At 52.0% G+C, this 20104-nt stretch carries 17 protein-coding genes and 6 tRNA genes; 16 read left to right on the plus strand and 7 right to left on the minus strand.

Going from position 1 to position 20104, the window contains the following annotated elements; genetic code table 11:
* Positions 1-219 precede the first annotated feature (219 nt).
* The 5 genes from ABRZ28_RS18130 (at position 220) to ABRZ28_RS18150 (ending at position 5568) form a co-directional block, all read left to right on the plus strand.
* Complete coding sequence (locus tag ABRZ28_RS18130; protein WP_319604329.1) at positions 220-1377, plus strand: CdaR family transcriptional regulator; 1158 nt, start codon at positions 220-222, stop codon at positions 1375-1377.
* Positions 1378-1763: 386 nt separating this feature from the next.
* Entirely contained in the window at positions 1764-2774 is a 1011-nt protein-coding gene (locus tag ABRZ28_RS18135; RefSeq protein WP_319604386.1) for a sulfate ABC transporter substrate-binding protein, read from the plus strand.
* Between the two features lie 107 nt (positions 2775-2881).
* A complete protein-coding gene (gene cysT / locus ABRZ28_RS18140; protein WP_319604328.1) occupies positions 2882-3694 on the plus strand; it encodes a sulfate ABC transporter permease subunit CysT in 813 nt (270 codons plus the stop codon).
* Between the two features lie 10 nt (positions 3695-3704).
* Positions 3705-4586: a sulfate ABC transporter permease subunit CysW gene (cysW, locus tag ABRZ28_RS18145; protein WP_319604327.1), complete on the plus strand. Its 882-nt coding sequence runs from the start codon at positions 3705-3707 to the stop codon at positions 4584-4586.
* A complete protein-coding gene (locus ABRZ28_RS18150; RefSeq protein ID WP_319604326.1) occupies positions 4576-5568 on the plus strand; it encodes a sulfate/molybdate ABC transporter ATP-binding protein in 993 nt (330 codons plus the stop codon). The genes cysW and ABRZ28_RS18150 overlap by 11 nt, the downstream gene beginning before the upstream one ends.
* 256 nt (positions 5569-5824) lie before the next feature.
* On the opposite strand, the gene ABRZ28_RS18155 is transcribed toward ABRZ28_RS18150, so the two are convergent.
* The 4 genes from ABRZ28_RS18155 to ABRZ28_RS18170 all read right to left on the minus strand — a co-directional run bounded on the left by ABRZ28_RS18155 (position 5825) and on the right by ABRZ28_RS18170 (position 6224).
* Positions 5825-5900 (minus strand) — tRNA-Lys (locus ABRZ28_RS18155).
* A gap of 7 nt (positions 5901-5907) precedes the next feature.
* A tRNA-Val gene (locus ABRZ28_RS18160) sits at positions 5908-5983 on the minus strand.
* A 44-nt stretch (positions 5984-6027) separates the two neighbouring features.
* A tRNA-Val gene (locus ABRZ28_RS18165) sits at positions 6028-6103 on the minus strand.
* Positions 6104-6148: 45 nt separating this feature from the next.
* A tRNA-Val gene (locus ABRZ28_RS18170) sits at positions 6149-6224 on the minus strand.
* Positions 6225-6496: 272 nt separating this feature from the next.
* Between ABRZ28_RS18170 and gltX the strand changes: the two genes are divergently transcribed.
* From gltX to ABRZ28_RS18185, 3 genes are all read left to right on the plus strand, one after another.
* Positions 6497-7912 (plus strand): glutamate--tRNA ligase, encoded by a 1416-nt coding sequence (gene gltX / locus ABRZ28_RS18175; protein ID WP_330521062.1) that lies wholly within the window; start codon positions 6497-6499, stop codon positions 7910-7912.
* 334 nt (positions 7913-8246) lie between these two features.
* Positions 8247-8322: transfer RNA gene (locus ABRZ28_RS18180), tRNA-Ala, on the plus strand.
* Positions 8323-8369: 47 nt separating this feature from the next.
* A tRNA-Ala gene (locus ABRZ28_RS18185) sits at positions 8370-8445 on the plus strand.
* A gap of 94 nt (positions 8446-8539) precedes the next feature.
* Here ABRZ28_RS18185 and ung read toward each other — a convergent pair.
* Positions 8540-9226, minus strand: coding sequence for a uracil-DNA glycosylase (gene ung, locus ABRZ28_RS18190; RefSeq protein WP_319604385.1), 687 nt, complete (start codon positions 9224-9226; stop codon positions 8540-8542).
* Positions 9227-9587: 361 nt separating this feature from the next.
* On the opposite strand from ung, the gene grcA reads away from it, so the two are divergent.
* Positions 9588-9971, plus strand: coding sequence for an autonomous glycyl radical cofactor GrcA (gene grcA / locus ABRZ28_RS18195; RefSeq protein WP_330521063.1), 384 nt, complete (start codon positions 9588-9590; stop codon positions 9969-9971).
* 70 nt (positions 9972-10041) lie between these two features.
* On the opposite strand, the gene srmB is transcribed toward grcA, so the two are convergent.
* Positions 10042-11370: an ATP-dependent RNA helicase SrmB gene (gene srmB / locus ABRZ28_RS18200; RefSeq protein ID WP_330521064.1), complete on the minus strand. Its 1329-nt coding sequence runs from the start codon at positions 11368-11370 to the stop codon at positions 10042-10044.
* Between the two features lie 133 nt (positions 11371-11503).
* Here srmB and trmN point away from each other — a divergent pair, with 133 nt between their 5' ends.
* Positions 11504-12250 carry a tRNA(1)(Val) (adenine(37)-N(6))-methyltransferase TrmN gene (gene trmN, locus ABRZ28_RS18205; protein WP_319604321.1) on the plus strand — a complete coding sequence of 249 codons (747 nt, stop codon included), beginning with the start codon at positions 11504-11506 and terminating at the stop codon, positions 12248-12250.
* A 32-nt stretch (positions 12251-12282) separates the two neighbouring features.
* Here trmN and nadB read toward each other — a convergent pair whose 3' ends face one another.
* Positions 12283-13884: an L-aspartate oxidase gene (gene nadB, locus ABRZ28_RS18210; protein ID WP_330521065.1), complete on the minus strand. Its 1602-nt coding sequence runs from the start codon at positions 13882-13884 to the stop codon at positions 12283-12285.
* 442 nt (positions 13885-14326) lie between these two features.
* Here nadB and rpoE point away from each other — a divergent pair, with 442 nt between their 5' ends.
* From rpoE to lepB, 6 genes are all read left to right on the plus strand, one after another.
* Positions 14327-14902: an RNA polymerase sigma factor RpoE gene (gene rpoE, locus ABRZ28_RS18215; RefSeq protein WP_319604317.1), complete on the plus strand. Its 576-nt coding sequence runs from the start codon at positions 14327-14329 to the stop codon at positions 14900-14902.
* Positions 14903-14959: 57 nt separating this feature from the next.
* Positions 14960-15613 (plus strand): anti-sigma-E factor RseA, encoded by a 654-nt coding sequence (gene rseA / locus ABRZ28_RS18220; protein ID WP_330521066.1) that lies wholly within the window; start codon positions 14960-14962, stop codon positions 15611-15613.
* Positions 15613-16566 (plus strand): sigma-E factor regulatory protein RseB, encoded by a 954-nt coding sequence (gene rseB / locus ABRZ28_RS18225; protein WP_319604315.1) that lies wholly within the window; start codon positions 15613-15615, stop codon positions 16564-16566. The genes rseA and rseB overlap by 1 nt, the downstream gene beginning before the upstream one ends.
* Positions 16567-17034, plus strand: a complete 468-nt coding sequence (gene rseC / locus ABRZ28_RS18230) for a SoxR-reducing system protein RseC (RefSeq protein WP_330521068.1) — start codon at positions 16567-16569, stop codon at positions 17032-17034.
* A 236-nt stretch (positions 17035-17270) separates the two neighbouring features.
* A complete protein-coding gene (gene lepA / locus ABRZ28_RS18235) occupies positions 17271-19070 on the plus strand; it encodes a translation elongation factor 4 (protein ID WP_319604313.1) in 1800 nt (599 codons plus the stop codon).
* A gap of 16 nt (positions 19071-19086) precedes the next feature.
* The gene (gene lepB / locus ABRZ28_RS18240) at positions 19087-20046 is read left to right on the plus strand and encodes a signal peptidase I (protein ID WP_319604312.1); all 960 of its coding nucleotides are present in this window, start codon (positions 19087-19089) and stop codon (positions 20044-20046) included.
* The last annotated feature ends 58 nt before the right edge of the window (positions 20047-20104 follow it).

A 20104-nucleotide genomic window follows, 5' to 3' on the forward strand; every position in this document is an offset into this window, starting at 1 on the left:
TACGATCTATCCATTCTCAACGCTCAACGCACTTTGTCATCAACCTCCGCCGGGTATCGTGATACCCGGCTATGCCTTTCCTTTCTCCTTCCGCCTGTATTTTGTGAGAGTTCCCACAGTTTCAGGTGAATCCGCGATTCTTTGTTGATTTGCACAATGTGCGACGCCCGGCGCGGCGCTATGCTGGTGCGATTGTCAATGTTCCTCTTCGAGGTAAAAATGGCGTCGTATCATCTCAATGCCCAAATGGCACAGGATATTGTCGCGCGGACCATGCAAATTATTGATAGTAATATCAACGTGATGGATGCAAGCGGCAAGATCATCGGCAGCGGCGATCGGGCGCGATTGGGTGAATTGCATGAAGGCGCTTTACTGGCGTTATCTCAGGGACGGGTGGTTGATATCGATGACGCGGTTGCGCGGCATTTACATGGCGTTCGTCCCGGCATCAATCTGCCATTGCGCATTGACGGCGATATCGTCGGGGTGATTGGTTTGACCGGTAATCCAGGACAGTTACGCCAGTATGGCGAACTGGTCTGCATGACGGCGGAAATGATGCTTGAGCAGGCAAGATTGCTGCATATCCTGGCGCAGGATAGTCGCCTGCGTGAAGAACTGGTGCTTAACCTGTTGCGAACGGATGAGCTGTCACCCGCGTTGATGGAGTGGGCGCAACGTTTAGGTATCGATCTTAATAAACCGCGCGTCGTGGCCGTGATTGAGGTTGATAGCGGACAGCTAGGCGTAGACAGCGCGATGGCCGAACTTCAACAGTTGCAAACGCTATTGACGACGCCGGAGCGCGACAACCTGATCGCCATTGTGTCCCTGACGGAAATGGTGGTGTTGAAGCCCGCACTCAACAGCCACGGGCGCTGGGATGCGGAAGAACATCGCCGGCGCGTGGACACCCTGCTGTCCCGCATGGCGGAAAGCAGCCGGTTGCGTGTTCGTCTGGCGTTGGGGAACTATTTCTCCGGTCCCGGCAGCATTGCCCGTTCCTATCGCACCGCCCGCACGACCATGAGCGTCGGCAAGCAGCGTATGCCTGCTCAGCGCTGTTACTATTATCAGGATTTAATGTTGCCGGTATTGCTGGATAGCCTGCGAGGCGGCTGGCAGGCGAACGAACTGGCGCGTCCGTTAACCAGACTGACGGCGATGGACGGCAATGGTCTGTTGCGCCGCACGCTAGGCGCCTGGTTTCGTCATAACGTGCAGCCTGGCGCAACGGCAAAAGCCTTATTTATTCATCGCAATACGCTGGAATATCGCCTTAACCGCATTTCCGAGCTCACCGGGCTGGATTTGGGCAATTTCGACGACCGTCTGCTGTTGTATATCGCTCTGCAACTGGATGAGGAAAAGTAGCTGTCGACCACGCTGGCGCGGTATGAGGCCGTGGAAACGCCGTTCTGGCCGGTATTATTTACTTAGATTGAAAACTATTACATATCCATAAACAATATAACGCGAGGGTATAAATTATCGCGAAACAGTATTTTTGCCCCTTTCCCATATCCTCTATTGTCACCCCTATGTTGTTGGCCTGATGCCTGTGTAAGCTGCGCTAATCAGTCACATCCATCGTTATTTTCATGGCGGGTATTCGCTGCCACCTTTGGGCATCGGTTGATGCAATACATCAGAAATGATAATGCATTAAGCCGTTGTCCTGAGGCGGAAGGGAAGCCGATATTGCTATAACTTGAAAAACGACAGTTAAAAATACAGTTCAATTTTAGGGAGTGATAATGATGTCAATACGCCGTCTGGGACTATCTCTTGCGACCGCGACGCTGCTCTTTTCCGGCGTCGCTTCCGCGGCAACCGAGTTACTGAATGTATCTTATGATCCTACCCGTGAGCTTTATCAGCAATATAACGCCGCTTTTATCAAGCACTGGAAAGAGACCACCGGCGAGGATGTTTCGATCAAAAATTCGCATGGCGGATCGGGTAAACAGGCTCGTTCCGTTATCGACGGCTTACAGGCCGATGTGGTAACGCTGGCGCTGGCCGGCGATATCGATGCGCTTAATCTGAATCAGCAAATTATCGATCCGAAGTGGCAGGCGCGCTTGCCTGACAACAGTACGCCTTATACTTCCACCATCGTTTTCCTGGTGAGAAAAGGCAATCCGAAGCAAATTAAGGATTGGGGCGATCTGGTCAAACCGGGTATTGAAGTGATTACGCCAAACCCGAAAACCTCCGGCGGCGCACGCTGGAACTTCCTGGCGGCCTGGGCTTATGCCAAAGCGCAACCCGGCGGTAATGATGAAACGGCGCTGAAGTTTGTCACCGATCTGTATCGCAATGCTCCGGTTCTGGATACCGGCGCCCGCGGTTCGACGATTAGCTTTGTGCAGCGCCAACTGGGCGATGTGCTGCTGGCCTGGGAAAACGAAGCCTACCTCTCTTTGAAAGAGCAGGGCGGCGATCAGTTGGAAATCGTGACGCCGTCGCTGTCCATTCTGGCCGAACCCCCGGTGGCGGTGGTTGACAAAGTGGTCGAGCGTAAAGGCACGCGCAAACAGGCGGAAGCCTATCTGCAATACTTGTACAGCGACGAAGCGCAACGGATTATCGGCAAAAACTTCTATCGTCCGCGCAATGAAAAGATTGCCGAAGAGTTTAAAGGTCAGTTCGCGCCGGTGAAACTGGTGACCATCGATAAAGACTTCGGCGGCTGGAAAGCCGCGCAGGACACGTTCTTCAAGGATGGCGCGGTATTTGACAAAATCTTCCAGGAAATTAATAAATAAGCAGTAACGGATTTCTGATGTTGAAAAGCCGCTGAATTCAGCGGCTTTGATTCGTCGGCAAAGTTTAATTTGCCAGAATCATTGAGTATGACTATTAAAGGCACCGTATGTCACAACGTAGCTCCCCGGTAATTCCCGGTTTTGGATTAACTTTAGGTTTCAGCTTGAGTTATTTAGGGTTGATTGTCCTTATTCCATTGGCAGGGATGTTTCTTTACGCCAGCCAATTGACGTTGGTACAGTTTTGGGATCTGATTACCAGCCGACAGGTGCTTTTCTCTCTTCGCCTCTCCTTTGGTACGGCGCTGATGGCCGCGTTTATCAACGGTATTTTGGGAACGCTGCTGGCATGGGTGCTGGTGCGTTACACCTTTCCCGGCCGCAAGGTCATTGACGCGATGATCGACATGCCGTTCGCGCTGCCGACGGCGGTGGCGGGGATTGCGCTGACCGCCTTATATGCGCCGAACGGACTGATTGGCTCGCTGTTTCCCTTTAAAATCGCCTATACCGGCATCGGCATCACGCTGGCATTGATTTTCGTCACCCTGCCTTTTGTCGTCAGGACGTTGCAGCCCGTTTTGGCGGATATTCCGCAAGAAATCGAGGAAGCCGCGGCCTGTCTTGGCGCGCGTCCGCTGCAAGTGTTCCGCCATGTCCTGATCCCGGCATTGCTTCCCGCCTGGCTGACCGGCTTTGCGCTGGCGTTCGCCCGCGGCGTGGGCGAGTATGGTTCCGTGGTGTTTATCGCGGGGAATATTCCTTTTAAAACAGAAATTTTGCCGCTGCTGATCGTCTCTAAACTCGATCAGTATGACTATAAAGGCGCGACCGGAATTGGCGTATTTATGCTGCTGGTTTCTTTTATTATGCTGCTGCTGATTAATTTATTGCAGCGTCGTATTCAACCGAAACTGTAAGGCAGTGGTAATGGAACAGGTTATTTCTACTCAAACCCAGTTGAAAAAATCCAAAAAAAATCCGGTGGCGTATTATGTTTTGGTTTCACTGGCGTGGATTGTCTTTTTTCTGATTCTGGTTTTGCCGCTATTGATGGTGGTGACGCAGGGATTAAATAACGGGATCGGGGCATTCTGGGATGCCATTACCGAACCGGATGCGATCTCCGCGCTGAAGCTGACATTGCTGGCAACGGTCATTTCGGTGCCGCTGAATGTCGTTTTCGGCCTGGCGACGGCATGGTGCGTGACCAAATTTGAATTCCGCGGCAAAAGTTTTTTGCTGGCGTTAATCGATTTACCGTTCTCCGTCTCTCCCGTGGTCGCCGGTCTGGTCTATGTCCTGCTGTTTGGCGCGCAGAGCTCGCTGTATCCGTTCCTGACCGCGCATAATCTGGAGATTGTTTATGCGGTGCCGGGCATTGTGCTGGCGACCATTTTCGTCACGCTGCCTTATGTGGCGCGCGAATTGATCCCCTTGATGGAACAGCAAGGATCGCAGGAGGAAGAAGCGGCCAGACTGCTGGGCGCCAACGGCTGGCAGATGTTTTGGTTCATCACGCTGCCCAACGTAAAGTGGGCGTTAATCTATGGCGTAGTATTATGTACCGCCAGAGCGATGGGCGAGTTCGGCGCGGTTTCCGTGATTTCCGGCCACATCCGCGGGCTGACCAATACGCTGCCGCTGCATATCGAAATTCTTTATAACGAGTACAACATTGTCGCCGCTTTCAGCGTCGCGATTCTACTGTTAGTGATGTCGCTGATCGTTCTATTGCTGCGCCAGTGGAGTGAGAGCCGCCTGACGAAGCAACTTGAGAAACAACAGGAGTTGACCAAAAATGAGCATTGAGATCCGCAATATTAATAAACAATTTGGTCAGTTTCAGGCTCTGAATCAAATTAATCTCGCCATTGAGAGCGGCGAGCTGGTGGCGCTGTTGGGGCCGTCCGGGTGTGGTAAAACCACGTTGTTGCGTATTATCGCCGGTCTGGAACAGCCGGATAGCGGCAACATTATTTTCCATGGCAAAGATGTCTCCGTGCATGATGTGCGCAAGCGTAATGTGGGATTCGTTTTCCAGCACTACGCCTTATTCCGTCACATGACGGTATTCGACAACGTGGCGTTCGGGCTGCGGATGAAGCCGAAAAATATCCGTCCGTCAAAACGCGATATTGAAAAGAAAGTGCATGAGCTTCTCGGTCTGGTTCAACTCGATTGGCTGGCGGATCGCTATCCTGAGCAACTATCCGGCGGTCAGCGCCAGCGTATCGCGCTGGCCAGGGCATTGATCGTCGAGCCCAGCATCCTGCTGTTGGATGAGCCTTTCGGCGCGCTGGATGCCAAGGTGCGCAAGGAGCTACGCCGCTGGTTGTCGCGACTGCACGAGGATATCAACCTGACATCGGTATTCGTTACGCACGATCAGGAAGAGGCGATGGAAGTCGCCGATCGCATCGTGCTGATGAATAAAGGCGTTATTGAGCAAATCGGCTCGCCCGATGAGGTCTATAACCATCCGGCCAGCGAGTTTGTTTATCATTTTCTGGGCGACAGCAACCTGCTGAAGGTTGAACAGACGGATGAAACCATTCTGTTCCGGCCGCATGAAGTGGCCTTGTCCGTTCAGGCGCAGGATGGCTATCAGCCGGTGATTGTTCGCGATATTCGTCCGCTGGGCGCATTAACCCGCCTGTCCTTAAAGATTGGCAATCAACAGGAACTGATAGAGGCCGAGGTGGCGCGCGACGATCTGAGCCTGCGTGGTTTGCAAAAAGGGGACGTTATCCAGTTCAAACCCAAACGTTATAACCATGACTGGGAAATCTGATCGTTACCGCTAAGTCTGATGATTATCGCAATACTGAAGAAACGCTCTGCAAAGGGCGTTTTTTTATGGCCTGGGACGCGTTGCTGTTGCAAAGCGCTTGGCTTGAACCTGAGCGCAGGTTATTCGTCTTGCCCTTGCTGGGATAACGCAAGCATTGTTAAAAGTCGTTTCCGACGATTTTTTCTCATCTGGACGACGCGTACGACATGGTGATTTTGAGTGAATGTATTTCAGAAAGGAAAAACTTTGCGGATAATGGTGGGTCGTGCAGGATTCGAACCTGCGACCAATTGATTAAAAGTCAACTGCTCTACCAACTGAGCTAACGACCCGCAGAAGTGGTGGGTGATGACGGGATCGAACCGCCGACCCCCTCCTTGTAAGGGAGGTGCTCTCCCAGCTGAGCTAATCACCCACTTCCGTACTTCATTTTCAGTAAGAAGATAGCTGGAATGAGATTGGTGGGTGATGACGGGATCGAACCGCCGACCCCCTCCTTGTAAGGGAGGTGCTCTCCCAGCTGAGCTAATCACCCAATCTCAATTCTTCTTACTTCACACAACGCGGCACTCTAGAAGAGTGGTGGGTGATGACGGGATCGAACCGCCGACCCCCTCCTTGTAAGGGAGGTGCTCTCCCAGCTGAGCTAATCACCCTCGCTGTGTGGAGTCGCATTATAGGGATAGTTGAAAGTGAGTCAACGCTTTTTAAAAGTAAAATGGCTGTTCGTTGTAAAATTAGTCAGGACGTCTTATTTCTGGGCGATGGCGATGCTTCCTTATTCAATTCTGTAAGGAATAAAGCGTGCGACGCTGCGTTACAGCGTTGAGGAATCGGAGCAGAATGATAGAATGTTGCCCACTTTCTGTTATTTGAACTCATGTCGGTATCTGCCGACAGCCGTTGTGTAAAAAGGCTGTAATCCCAAATGAAAATTAAAACCCGTTTCGCGCCCAGTCCAACTGGCTATCTTCATGTAGGCGGCGCCCGTACCGCGCTCTATTCCTGGTTGTTTGCTCGTCATCAGGACGGCAAGTTCGTTTTGCGAATTGAAGATACCGATCTGGAGCGTTCCACTCAGGACGCGATCGATGCCATTATGGATGGCATGAACTGGTTGAATCTCGACTGGGATGAAGGTCCGTATTATCAGACTAAACGCTTTGATCGTTATAACGCCGTTATCGACCAGATGCTGGAAAACGGCACCGCTTATAGATGCTATTGCTCGAAAGAACGTCTGGACGCGCTGCGTGAAAAACAGATGGAAAACGGCGAAAAACCGCGTTATGACGGATGTTGCCGTGATTCCCACGCGCATCATGCGGATGATGAACCTCATGTGGTGCGTTTTCGTAACCCGCAGGAAGGTTCCGTTATCTTTAACGATCGCATCCGCGGCCCCATCGAATTCAGCAATCAGGAGCTTGATGATCTGATCATCCGTCGTACGGACGGCTCGCCGACTTATAACTTCTGTGTGGTGATTGATGACTGGGATATGGAAATCACTCACGTTATTCGTGGTGAGGATCATATCAACAATACGCCTCGTCAAATCAACATACTGAAAGCATTGGGCGCGCCGGTACCGGAATACGCGCATGTTTCCATGATCCTGGGCGATGACGGTAAAAAACTGTCCAAACGTCACGGCGCGGTCGGCGTTATGCAATATCGCGATGATGGTTATCTGCCTGAAGCGTTGTTGAACTATCTGGTTCGCCTGGGGTGGTCATCAGGCGATCAGGAAATTTTCTCGGTCGATGAGATGAAAGCGCTGTTCTCATTAGACGCCGTCAGCAAATCAGCCAGTGCTTTCAACACGGAGAAACTGCAATGGCTGAACCACCACTATATTAATCATCTGCCGCCGGAATATGTGGCGACGCATCTGGCATGGCATATCGAGCAGGCCGGCATTGATACGCGTACCGGCCCGCAGTTGAGCGAACTGGTGACTTTACTGGGCGAGCGCTGCAAGACGCTGAAAGAAATGGCGGCCTCCTGCCGCTATTTCTATGAGGATTTTGAGCAGTTTGACGCCGATGCGGCGAAGAAACACCTGCGTCCGGTGGCGCGTCAACCGTTGGAGCTGGTGCGCGGCAAGCTGGCTGCGATTACGGACTGGACGGCTGAAAACATTCATCATGCGATTCAGGGAACCGCGGATGAATTAGGTGTCGGCATGGGTAAGGTCGGTATGCCGCTGCGCGTGGCCGTCACCGGCGCGGGGCAGTCGCCCGGCGTGGATGTCACGGTACATGCGGTTGGTCAGCAGCGAGCGCTGGCGCGGATTGATAAAGCGCTGGCGTTTATTACGGAACGTGAAGCGCAGCAGTAACCGCTGATGGCATTCGCTCAACGCAAGCCCGGCAAATCTGCCGGGCTTTTTTATCCAGAAGCCCGGCGTCATGACTGACGGCCATTCGGGTAAATACAAATATCTGAAATAGACTGCGGGACAGAAAGCCGGCTTGGATGAATATAAGCCGTTTTTGATGGGCGACATTCTCAAACGCTATTCCGACCGCTGGTCGACGCCGATATGTTATCGATTATGCGTGTGTTTGGCGTCTTTTTCAGCGGTTGGCGTCATAAAAGGATTTAGCCGTTGACACCGCTAATCGGGTCTCATATTATGCGACCCGTTCGCACAGATACGGTCTGTAAGATACGGGGCTATAGCTCAGCTGGGAGAGCGCTTGCATGGCATGCAAGAGGTCAGCGGTTCGATCCCGCTTAGCTCCACCAAACAATCCCTCTGTTTGGTTTTATATCGCGAACAGGCCACTTGATGTGGGGCTATAGCTCAGCTGGGAGAGCGCTTGCATGGCATGCAAGAGGTCAGCGGTTCGATCCCGCTTAGCTCCACCAAATCACGCCTTCTCCTTGTTATATCATTCCCTGGGTTATTATCTCTTTCAATGCCTTGATATTGCTGCCTCCAGCGGCTGAAGGCAGCGTTGCTTTATTGATTCTCCGGCAGACGCGGCGTCCAGTCTATCGGGGCAAGACCTTGCTGTTCCAGTAATCGGTTAGCCTGGGAAAAATGCTTGCATCCGAGAAAGCCCCGATGGGCCGACAGCGGGGAAGGGTGCGGCGCTTTCAGAACGTGATGGCGCTGGCGGTCAATAATGTTGCCTTTTTTCTGCGCGTGCGATCCCCAGAGTAGAAAGACGATGCCTTCTCGATTTTCATTCAGGGCAGCGATAACGCGGTCGGTGAAGGTTTCCCAGCCCAGATTGGCGTGAGAATGCGCCTGACCCGCCTCAACGGTTAAAACGGTATTAAGCAGCAGCACCCCTTGTTCCGCCCAGCTTTGTAGAAAGCCATGTTTCGGGATGTCAAAACCGGGAATGTCATTAGCCAGCTCTTTATAGATATTGACCAGCGATGGCGGGGCAGGCACGCCGGGACGAACCGAAAAGGATAATCCATGGGCCTGATTCGGGCCGTGATAAGGATCCTGACCGAGGATAACCACCTTAACCTGATGAAGTTCGGTATAGCGGAAAGCATTAAAAACATCTTTCTGCGGTGGATAGATCGTTTTTCCCGCCGCGCGCTCTTTAGCAACGAATTCCAGTGTATTCATAAAATAGGGTTGTTGTTTTTCTTGAGCCAGCACGTCGTGCCAGGTTAGGGAAGTCGCCATCATGCTCTCTTTATTTTATCCGAGATTCTGTTGCCCGTAGCTTACCGTTCAATTGTTCCGAGGTAAAACCGTAACGGCAGGAAAATGCGCGGAGACATTGATTGCCTTGAAAAAAATTGAAAATTTACAAAAATATTTTAGCTGGCGGTTGGCGTTAAAATTGATATGAAACAATAAATTGCCGTGGAGGCAAAATTTAACAGTCAAGTAAAATTGATTTAAATCAAAGAAAGCCGGCTATCGTACTGGTATACAAGAAGACAGATTTCTTTTGTTTTATATAATCGTTAAAAATTGATGGCGGTTTGTTACTAACGCCGCTTCAATTTAGACAATAATACGCCGTTTTACGGAGGCAATAATGGTTACTGGTATTCAAATCACCAAATCGGACAACAGCGCGCTGATCAATTCTTTCTGGTTGCTGGATGAAGAAAAATCCGAAGCACGTTGTGTTTGCGCTAAATCTGGTTATAGCGAAGACCAAATCGTTCCAGTCAGCGATCTGGGCCAGATCGAATATCGTGAAGTACCTCTGGAAGTTAAACCGGAAGTGCGCGTGGAAGGCGGTCAGCACCTGAATGTGAATGTGCTGCGCCGTGAAACGCTGGAAGATGCCGTTAAGCATCCTGAAAAATATCCGCAGCTGACTATCCGTGTCTCCGGCTATGCCGTGCGCTTTAACTCGTTGACGCCAGAACAACAGCGCGACGTTATTACTCGTACTTTTACCGAAAGCCTGTAACTCGTTTTATTCGAGGGCGTGACGTAAATACAAAAGGGAGCCGAGGCTCCCTTTTTTACATCCCGACGCTTTATTCGCCAGACTCGCCCGCTTTTTGGGCCGGCTGACGGCGTTTGCCGATGTTTTTGCTGTCCCGGTGACGTACCTTCACCTTGACCTTCTCTTTTTCTTTCTCTTTCTCTTTTTTCTCTTTCCGCTTGGCCAATGCTTTCTTGGATGGTTTGCCCGTTGTTTTAGCGCTTGGCGCTTTGGTCGCCGGACGCAGTTCATCAACCACTCGGGGTTTGAGCGGCTCATTCAGATAACGGCTGATCTTGCCAAGCAGCAGATGGTCGTGCGCTTCGACAAGAGAGATGGCGCAGCCTTTACGACCAGCCCGGCCCGTACGGCCAATTCGATGCAGATAAGTATCAGCGGTGCGCGGCAGATCAAAGTTGAACACGTGACTGACGTCGTTGATATCAATACCACGGGCGGCAACGTCGGTCGCCACCAGAACGTTTACCCGTCCGTCGCTCAGACGCTTAATCGCTTCATTGCGTTTGGTCTGTACCATTTCGCCTTCAAGATAGCAGGCGGTAATACCGGCCTCGCGTAACCAGGCCACCAGCTCATGTACCCGCTCGCGCTTGCGGACGAAAATAATGGAGCGGGTGACGTCCGGTTGTTTCAACTGATGGCAAAGCAAGGCCGTTTTGTGTTTGATATCGTCGGCGCGGTAATACCATTGCAGGATTTTTTTACGTTCGCGACGCGAGGGATCGGCTTCAACTTCGACGGGGTCGTTCAGCAAGCGCTCGGCAAAGTCTTTAATCGCTTCGCCTTCCAGCGTTGCGGAGAACAGCAGCGTTTGTTTCCGCCAACGGGTTTCACCGGCAATATGCTCGATATCCTGCGCGAAGCCCATGTCCAGCATGCGATCCGCTTCATCCAGTATCAGCGTCTCAACCGCGCGGCAATCAAAGTTTTCTTCTTTAATGTATTGCAGCAGGCGGCCCGTGGTTGCCACGACGATATCCTGGTTTTCACTAAATACTTCGGCATGGTTCATATACGCCACGCCGCCGGTGATGGTGGCAATATCCAGGTGGGTATGTGCGGCCATAATGCGAGCCTGGTCGGCGACCTGCATGGCGAGTTCGCGCGTCGGCGTTAAAATAAGAATGCGAGGCGGGCCGGATTTTTTACGAGGAAAATCGAGCAGATGCTGCAAAACCGGCAAGAGGTACGCTGCGGTTTTGCCTGTGCCGGTTGGCGCAGAGCCCAGCACATCGCGACCGTCCATCGCCGGCGGAATTGCCGCCATCTGAATGGCCGTCGGACGTTCATAACCCATATCGCGCAGGGCGTCTAACAGGCTGTCATCAAGATCTAACTCGGAAAAATTCGTTGCTGTCATGGTCTACCTCTGTTTGGGGCGCCGATTATAGACGTATTGGCCGGGTTCTTCACCTGTTTAAACAGACAACCGCGCTTTTACTGTATAGATGTTTACCCTATGCTACGACGGTTTTGATCGGGAACGAGTAATAATGAGCAAGCAATCTGATAATAAACCGGCGCTGCGTCGCGGCGGATTCACCTTCAAACAGTTTTTTGTCGCGCACGATCGCTGTGCCATGAAGGTCGGCACCGACGGCATATTGCTGGGCGCCTGGGCGCCGGTCTCCGCTGCGCGGCGAATTCTGGATATCGGTTGTGGTTCCGGTTTGATCGCGCTGATGCTGGCGCAACGGACTCATGATGCGGTTCTGATTGATGCGGTTGAACTGGATAGCGCCGCGGCCCAGCAGGCGGCGGAAAATATCGCCGCGTCTCCCTGGTCGGCACGGATGAAGGTTTACCTTGATGATATCGCGACCTTTGCCGAGGGGCGGCGCGCGGACTATTCCCTGATTGTCAGCAATCCGCCTTATTTCTCGCCGGGCGTCGCTTGCGGCACGATGCAGCGTACTCAGGCTCGCTATACCGTCGCGCTGACGCACGAACGGCTGCTGGACTGCGCGCGCGGTTTGATTACGCCCGACGGATTGTTTTGCGTGGTGTTGCCGATACAGGTTGTTGACGATTTTGTGCGGCAGGCGCAGCGGCAGGGCTGGTTTATGCGCCGGCGCATGGATGTAGCGGAGTCGTCTTCCCGACCCGCGCACCGCGTCTTGTGCGCGTTTTCACGACAGCCGGGAGAGACTCTGGTTCGGCAATTAGCGATACGTGATGCCGAGCAGCGTTATTCCGACGCCTTTCAGGCACTGACGCAATATTTTTATCTGTTTATGTAGATTCCACGAGGAATCCACATAAACAGGCTGTGCTATGGCGTGAGAACGGTAGGATTGGGCCTATCGAACTGGCTGAGATAGTCCAGGGTATAATGCAATCCGCGGCTCTCTTTTCTGTCCAATGCGCTGCGAACGATTAACTCGGCTACCTGAACCAGATTGCGCAATTCCAGCAAATTGTTGGAAATACGGAAGTGCGAATAGTATTCGTCAATTTCATTCTGAAGCAAATTAATGCGGTGCAGCGCCCGCTCCAGCCGTTTTGTGGTTCGAACGATCCCGACATAGTCCCACATAAAGAGTCTGAGCTCATGCCAGTTGTGCTGGATAACAACCTGTTCGTCCGAATTATCAACCTGACTTTCATCCCAGGCCGGGAGCGTTTTTATCAACTCGAGGTGCGGCAGGCGTTGCCGGATATCTTCCGATGCCGACCAGCCGTACACCAGACACTCCAGCAACGAGTTTGACGCCATGCGGTTCGCGCCGTGCAGACCGGTGTAGCTCACCTCGCCGATAGCATACAGCCCGTCGAGGTCGGTGTGGCCGCGCCGATCGACCATAACGCCGCCGCAGGTATAGTGCGCGGCCGGAACAATAGGAATAGCTTCTATAGTGATATCAATCCCCAGCGATAACAGCTTTTCATAGATGGTGGGGAAGTGTTGTTTGACGAATTCCGCCGGCTTATGGCTAATATCCAGATACATGCAGTCAGCGCCGAGGCGCTTCATTTCATGGTCGATGGCTCTGGCGACGATATCGCGCGGAGCCAGTTCGCCTCTGGCGTCGAAGTCCGGCATAAAGCGACTGCCGTCGGGGCGTTTAAGGTGAGCCCCTTCGCCACGCAACGCTTCCGTCAGCAGAAAATTGCGCGCCTGCGGGTGAAACAGGCAGGTCGGGTGAAACTGATTAAATTCCATATTGGCGACCCGGCAACCCGCACGCCATGCCATGGCGATGCCGTCGCCGGATGAAATGTCAGGGTTGGTGGTGTATTGGTACACTTTGGATGCGCCGCCGGTGGCGAGAACCACGGTTTTCGCCCGACAAGACTCAACCGCTTCCCGTTCACGGTTCCAGATGTAGGCGCCGACAACCCGGCGGGATCCCGGCAGGCCCAGTTTGTCGGAGGTGATTAAATCAACGGCGTTGCAGCGTTCCATAATATGGATGTTGGGATGCGACAGGGCTTTTTTTACCAGCGTATTTTCCACTTCTTTCCCGGTGGCGTCCGCGGCGTGGAGAATTCGGCGATGGCTGTGTCCTCCTTCCCGGGTGAGGTGATAACGTTCTTCACCGCCGGCGCCGGTTTCCGTATCAAACAATACGCCTTGTTCGATCAGCCATTGTACGCAGTGTTTGGCATTGCCGGCGATGAAAGCGACGGCTTCACGTTCGCACAGTCCGTCGCCCGCGATTAATGTATCTTCGATATGCGATTCGATGCTATCGGTCTCATCAAAAACCGCGGCGATACCGCCCTGGGCGTAAAAGGTCGAACCTTCATTCAGCGGGCCTTTGCTGAGAACGGTAACGTTTGCGTGAGAAGCCAGACGAAGCGCGAGAGACAGCCCGGCAGCGCCGCTGCCGATGATCAATACATCACAAGTGTATTCAGTGGTCGGTTGCATGTTCGTATCGTCACGTATGAGAAAGAGGGGAATTGATGGTAGCACTCAATGTTTTATCCATGCATTGATTTTGTGTCCCCTGTAAAGATGTATAAATACCCACCCTCAAACCGGGTCGGTTGGTGCTAATGCCGCGGATTTATCGTATGATCGATCAGATATGCTTGATGATAAATATAAAAACCAGCGTGCTGGGGCGGCAAATAAGCCGGGAGCGGACTTGAGCGCCGCTTGCGGCGATCGGATGAAGACGGGGCTCTGCGATGAACCGGGCACTGATGTCAACGCGCCTGCAACTTGCAAGATAGCGGGAATAAAACGGTTTGGCTGGAACTTTATACGGGATATCGGCTCTAACGTAGAGCTTGCTCTGGGATAACTATATTTATGGCTGGCGGTATTATTTACGTGTGGAGAACGGTTTGAGGAGATATTACCTCGGATGAGCGAGCAGCTAGCAGATCAGGTTCTGGTTGAGCGGGTCCAAAAAGGCGACCAAAAGTCGTTTAATTTACTGGTTATTCGTTACCAGCATAAGGTGGCGAGCCTGGTATCCCGTTACGTCCCCCAAGGGGACGTCCCGGACGTGGTACAGGAATCATTTATCAAAGCGTATCGTGCATTGGAATCATTCCGTGGCGATAGTGCTTTTTATACATGGCTATACCGTATCGCCGTGAATACGGCGAAAAATTATCTGGTGGCCCAGGGAAGACGTCCTCCTTCCAGCGATATTGACGCCAATGATGCGGAAAATTATGAAAATGCAGGAGCATTGAAAGAAATATCGAACCCTGAGAATTTAATGTTGTCAGAGGAATTGAGAAGTATTGTTTTCCGTACCATTGAGTCTTTACCGGAAGATTTACGTCTGGCGATTACGCTGCGTGAATTAGATGGACTGAGTTACGAAGAGATCGCCGCCATTATGGATTGTCCAGTCGGCACTGTTCGTTCCCGTATCTTCCGGGCCAGGGAGGCTATTGATAATAAAGTACAACCGCTTATTCAGCGCTAGCCTGTTCCAGCCATGGCGTATGATTAATGATGGATTTGACAAAGTAAGGGTGTCGGTATGCAGAAAGAGAAACTTTCCGCTTTAATGGATGGTGAGGCAGTTGATTCCGAACTGCTGAAGTCCTTGTCACAAGATGACAAGTTGCAGCAAAGTTGGCAAAGTTATCATCTAATCCGCGATACATTGCGTGGGGATATCGGTGAAGGCAAAAATGTTATTCACCTTGATATAGCCTCCCGTGTGGCTGCTGCGATTGAAAAAGAACCTGTTCGTCTGGTTCCGCAAGCGCAACCAGAATCTCAGCCACACCCTGAGCGTTGGTCCCAGATGCCGTTCTGGCACAAAATTCGGCCGTGGGCTAGTCAGTTGACTCAGGTCGGGGTCGCAGCCTGCGTATCTTTGGCCGTTATTGTCGGCGTGCAAAACTATAATCAGGTTGATTCGGCAAGCGGGATAACGGAACCCGCCGCGTTTAGTACGTTACCGGCAATGGGAACCGCTTCGCCGGTCAGCTTCGGCGTACCGTCGGAAAGCGTAGCTTCCCATAATGGTCAGCAAAAATTTGACGCGCAACGCAATCGCCTCAATGCTATTTTGCAAGATTATGAACTACAGCGCCGTTTGCACGCTGAACAACTCCAGCATCATGATGATCAGCAAGCTGCAATCCAGGTTCCAGGAACTCAATCATTAGGAACTCAGCCTCAGTAATGAAGCCTGTCTGGTTAACCGTCTGTTTGCTGATCGGCAGTTTGTTTTATTCCAGCATCGCCCCGGCGCAAACTGCGTCCGGGGCGTTGTTGCAACAAATGAACCAAGCCAGTCGCTCGTTAAACTACGAAATTTCTTTCATCAATATTACCCTCCAGGGATTTGAGTCGTTGCGCTATCGCCATGTCGTGGTGAACGATCGCGCATTAGCGCAACTGGTTTTCATGGACGGCCCGCGGCGTGAAATCGTACAGCGCGGCAATGAAATCAGCTATTTCGATTCAGACCTGGAGCCCTTCACGCTGTCGAGCGATCACATCGTCGATTCATTACCCGCGCTGGTCTATGCGAATTACCAAAACATCGCGCAGTATTACGATTTCATTCCTGCCGATGGGCGCGTTCGTATCGCCGATCGTCTGGCCGTCGGCGTCAGGATCATCTCCAAGGATGCGACGCGTTACAGTTATGCGGTCTGGATGGACGCCGAGTCTAAACTGCCGCTGCGGGTTGATTTGCAGGATCGTAATGGCGAGCGTCTGGAACAGTTTCTGGCGACGTCGCTGATCGTGGATGATAACCTTGCCAAGGCGTTGCGCCCGCTGGAAAGTATAAACTTGCCGCCCGCCTTGCCAAGGCCCAGACAAACAAGCGGCGACTTCGCCTGGTTGGCCGAGTGGCTGCCTGCGGGAATGAAAGAGGTTTCTCACAGTCGAAGGACATTGCCGGGCGTCAATATTCCGATTGAAACGCGCCTGTACAGCGATGGTCTGTTTAGTTTCTCCATCAATATCAGTCCCTCTTCCGAAACGCAGTCTGAACAATCCGTTCGTACCGGGAGACGCACCATACATACTGAAATTCGTGATAAGAATGAGATCACCGTAGTCGGTGAGCTTCCGCCGGCCACGGCTAAGCGTGTGGCGGAAAATATTATTCTGAAGGCGCAATAAATGATTAAAGAGTGGGCGACGGTTATTTCATGGCAGGATGGCATTGCCGTCTTGCACTGTGAGCAGCGTTCGGGGTGCGGCGGCTGTCAATCGCGCGCAACATGCGGAACCGGGCTGCTGAACCAACTGGGGGCGCCTGCCGAGCATCAGTTGCGGGTACCCTGTGAGCAGCCTTTGCAAATCGGGCAGCGGGTTGAGCTCGGTATTGCCGAAGCGCGTCTGCTACAGTCTGCCGTTATGGTTTATTTTGTGCCGCTTGTGGGATTGCTCGCCGGCGCGGCGCTTTTACAGTTGCTCTTCGCCAATGAGCTGTCTGCCATTCTCGGCGCGTTGCTGGGCGGCGGACTGGCTTTTTTATCGGTGAGGCGCTGGGTGGATCACCTGGGGAAAAATGGTCGTTATCAACCCGTTATCTTGCAAGTCGCGTTGCCGGGCGAGTTACTGAAAATCAAAACCGTAGCCGAGTAATTCCCATGATTTTTCAGCCGTTGTCATCAATTTAACACCTTCTTTCATCCTGTCGTTCCGCTATTCCCAATAAAACCGCCATAATCGGGAGTAATGCGCCGGACATGACTAGGTTTTCGGACGTTCGGCATGTAGAATGCAGCGGTTCAGGTGGAAGCTCATCGCTGTCGTTTTCACCTCATGCGCATGCCCATCGGCAAGAATTTCAGAAATATCAAGGTAGAAAACTTTTTATAATGAAGCATATACGAAATTTCTCCATCATTGCCCACATCGACCACGGTAAGTCGACGTTATCTGACCGAATTATCCAGATTTGCGGTGGTTTAACCGAACGTGAAATGGCTGCGCAGGTTCTGGATTCAATGGATCTGGAGCGCGAACGCGGTATAACGATTAAAGCGCAGAGCGTGACGTTGGATTACAAAGCTCTGGATGGTCAAACCTACCAGTTAAACTTCATTGATACGCCCGGCCACGTCGACTTCTCTTATGAAGTCTCCCGTTCACTGGCGGCCTGCGAAGGCGCGTTGCTGGTGGTTGATGCGGGTCAAGGGGTTGAAGCCCAAACGCTGGCGAACTGTTACACCGCGCTTGATATGGATCTGGAAGTGGTGCCGGTGTTAAACAAAATCGACCTGCCTGCGGCCGATCCGGATCGGGTCGCGCAGGAAATTGAAGATATTGTCGGTATTGACGCCACGGATGCGGTGCGCTGCTCGGCTAAAACCGGCATAGGCGTACCCGAAGTCTTGGAACGCCTGGTGCGCGATGTTCCGCCGCCGCAAGGGAGTGCGGAAGAGCCGCTTCAGGCGCTGATTATTGACTCCTGGTTTGATAACTATCTGGGGGTTGTTTCACTGGTGCGCATTAAAAATGGCTCGATGCGCAAAGGTGAAAAAATCAAGGTAATGAGTACCGGTCAGGTCTATAACGCCGACCGCCTGGGCATTTTTACGCCGAAGCAGGTTGACCGCGACGTGCTTAATTGTGGTGAAGTGGGTTGGCTGGTTTGCGCCATCAAGGATATTCTGGGCGCGCCGGTCGGCGATACGCTGACATCGGCCCGTCAGCCGGCGGAAAAAGCGCTGCCGGGCTTCAAGAAAGTAAAACCACAGGTTTATGCCGGGTTATTCCCGATAAGTTCCGATGATTATGAAGCCTTCCGCGATGCGCTGGGTAAACTGAGTTTAAACGACGCGTCTCTGTTTTATGAACCGGAAAGCTCGACAGCGCTGGGATTCGGTTTCCGCTGTGGTTTCCTTGGGCTGTTGCACATGGAGATCATTCAGGAGCGACTGGAGCGTGAATATGATCTGGATCTGATCACCACCGCGCCTACGGTTGTTTATGAAATCGAAACGACCGGCGGAGAGATCGTGCATGTCGACAGTCCGTCGAAGCTGCCGCCGCTGAATAATATTCAGGAGTTGCGCGAACCTATCGCTGAATGTCATATGTTGTTGCCGCAGGAATATCTGGGCAACGTCATTACGCTGTGTATTGAAAAGCGCGGCGTACAGACCAACATGGTTTATCACGGTAATCAGGTCGCGCTGACGTATGAAATTCCGATGGCGGAAGTGGTGCTCGACTTCTTTGACCGACTGAAATCAACCTCTCGCGGTTACGCCTCGCTGGACTATAATTTCAAGCGTTTCCAGGCTTCCGATATGGTGCGTGTTGATGTTCTTATCAACGGCGAGCGCGTGGATGCGCTGGCGCTGATCACTCACCGGGACAATTCGCAATACCGCGGACGCGAACTGGTGGAAAAAATGAAAGAGCTTATTCCACGCCAGCAATTTGATATCGCCATCCAGGCGGCGATTGGTAATCACATCATTGCCCGCTCGACCGTTAAGCAGTTGCGTAAAAACGTGCTGGCGAAATGTTATGGCGGTGATGTCAGCCGTAAGAAGAAACTGTTGCAGAAACAGAAAGACGGTAAGAAACGTATGAAGCAGGTGGGTAACGTTGAATTACCGCAGGAAGCCTTCCTTGCTATTCTTCACGTTGGCAAAGACAACAAATAAATCCTGAGGAGTTGGCATGGCCAATATGTTTGCCGTAATTTTGGCGTTGGTAACGCTAATCACGGGAATTGTCTGGTGCTTGGAACGCTTTATGTGGGCGCCGGCGCGCCGCAAGAAATTAGCGGTATCAAGTGAAGGGACGAACAGCAGCGAATTGCCAAAAGTCGTTGCGCAGCCAGGATGGGTTGAAACGGTTGCATCGGTATTTCCGGTTGTCGCGCTGGTTTTAATTGTGCGTTCTTTTATTTATGAACCCTTTCAGATTCCATCTGGTTCCATGATGCCGACATTGCTGATCGGCGACTTTATCCTGGTTGAGAAGTATGCCTACGGTATTAAAGAACCCTTTACTCAGCAAACTTTAATTGCAACGGGTCACCCTAAGCGTGGCGATATTGCGGTATTTAAATATCCGGCCGATCCCAAGGTCGATTTTATCAAGCGCGTAGTGGGCGTGCCGGGCGATCGTGTCAGCTATAATCCGTTGACCAAGCAAGTGACGATTAATCCAGGCTGCGATGGATCGCAAACTTGCGATAAAGCATTAGCGGTTACCTATAATAATATTCAGCCCAGCGATTTCGTGCAGACATTTAATCAACCTGAACTGGAGTCCCGCAGCGGGTTTTACCAAATTCCGGTCGGTGAAGATAAAATCGCCGGCGCGCGACTGGGCATTCGCAAAGAGTCGTTGGGTAATGCCACGCACAATATTTTGATTGTTCCCGGCGTGCGGGATCAACTCGGCGGCTATTATCAGCAGTCACAACAACCGCTCGCGACCTGGGTTGTGCCGGCCGGCCATTATTTCATGATGGGGGATAATCGCGATAATAGCCTGGATAGTCGCTATTGGGGTTTTGTCCCGGAAAGGAATCTTGTTGGTAAAGCCACCGCAATTTGGATGAGCTTTGAAAAACAAGAAGGTGAATGGCCGACGGGCGTTCGGTTAAGCCGAATCGGCAGTATTCACTAATCAGTGATGATAAACACGCAGCATTATTACGCTGTCCGTTGTAGAATATTCTCAGAAA

The organism is Brenneria sp. g21c3 (genome assembly GCF_040240345.1).
Taxonomy (GTDB): domain Bacteria; phylum Pseudomonadota; class Gammaproteobacteria; order Enterobacterales; family Enterobacteriaceae; genus Brenneria.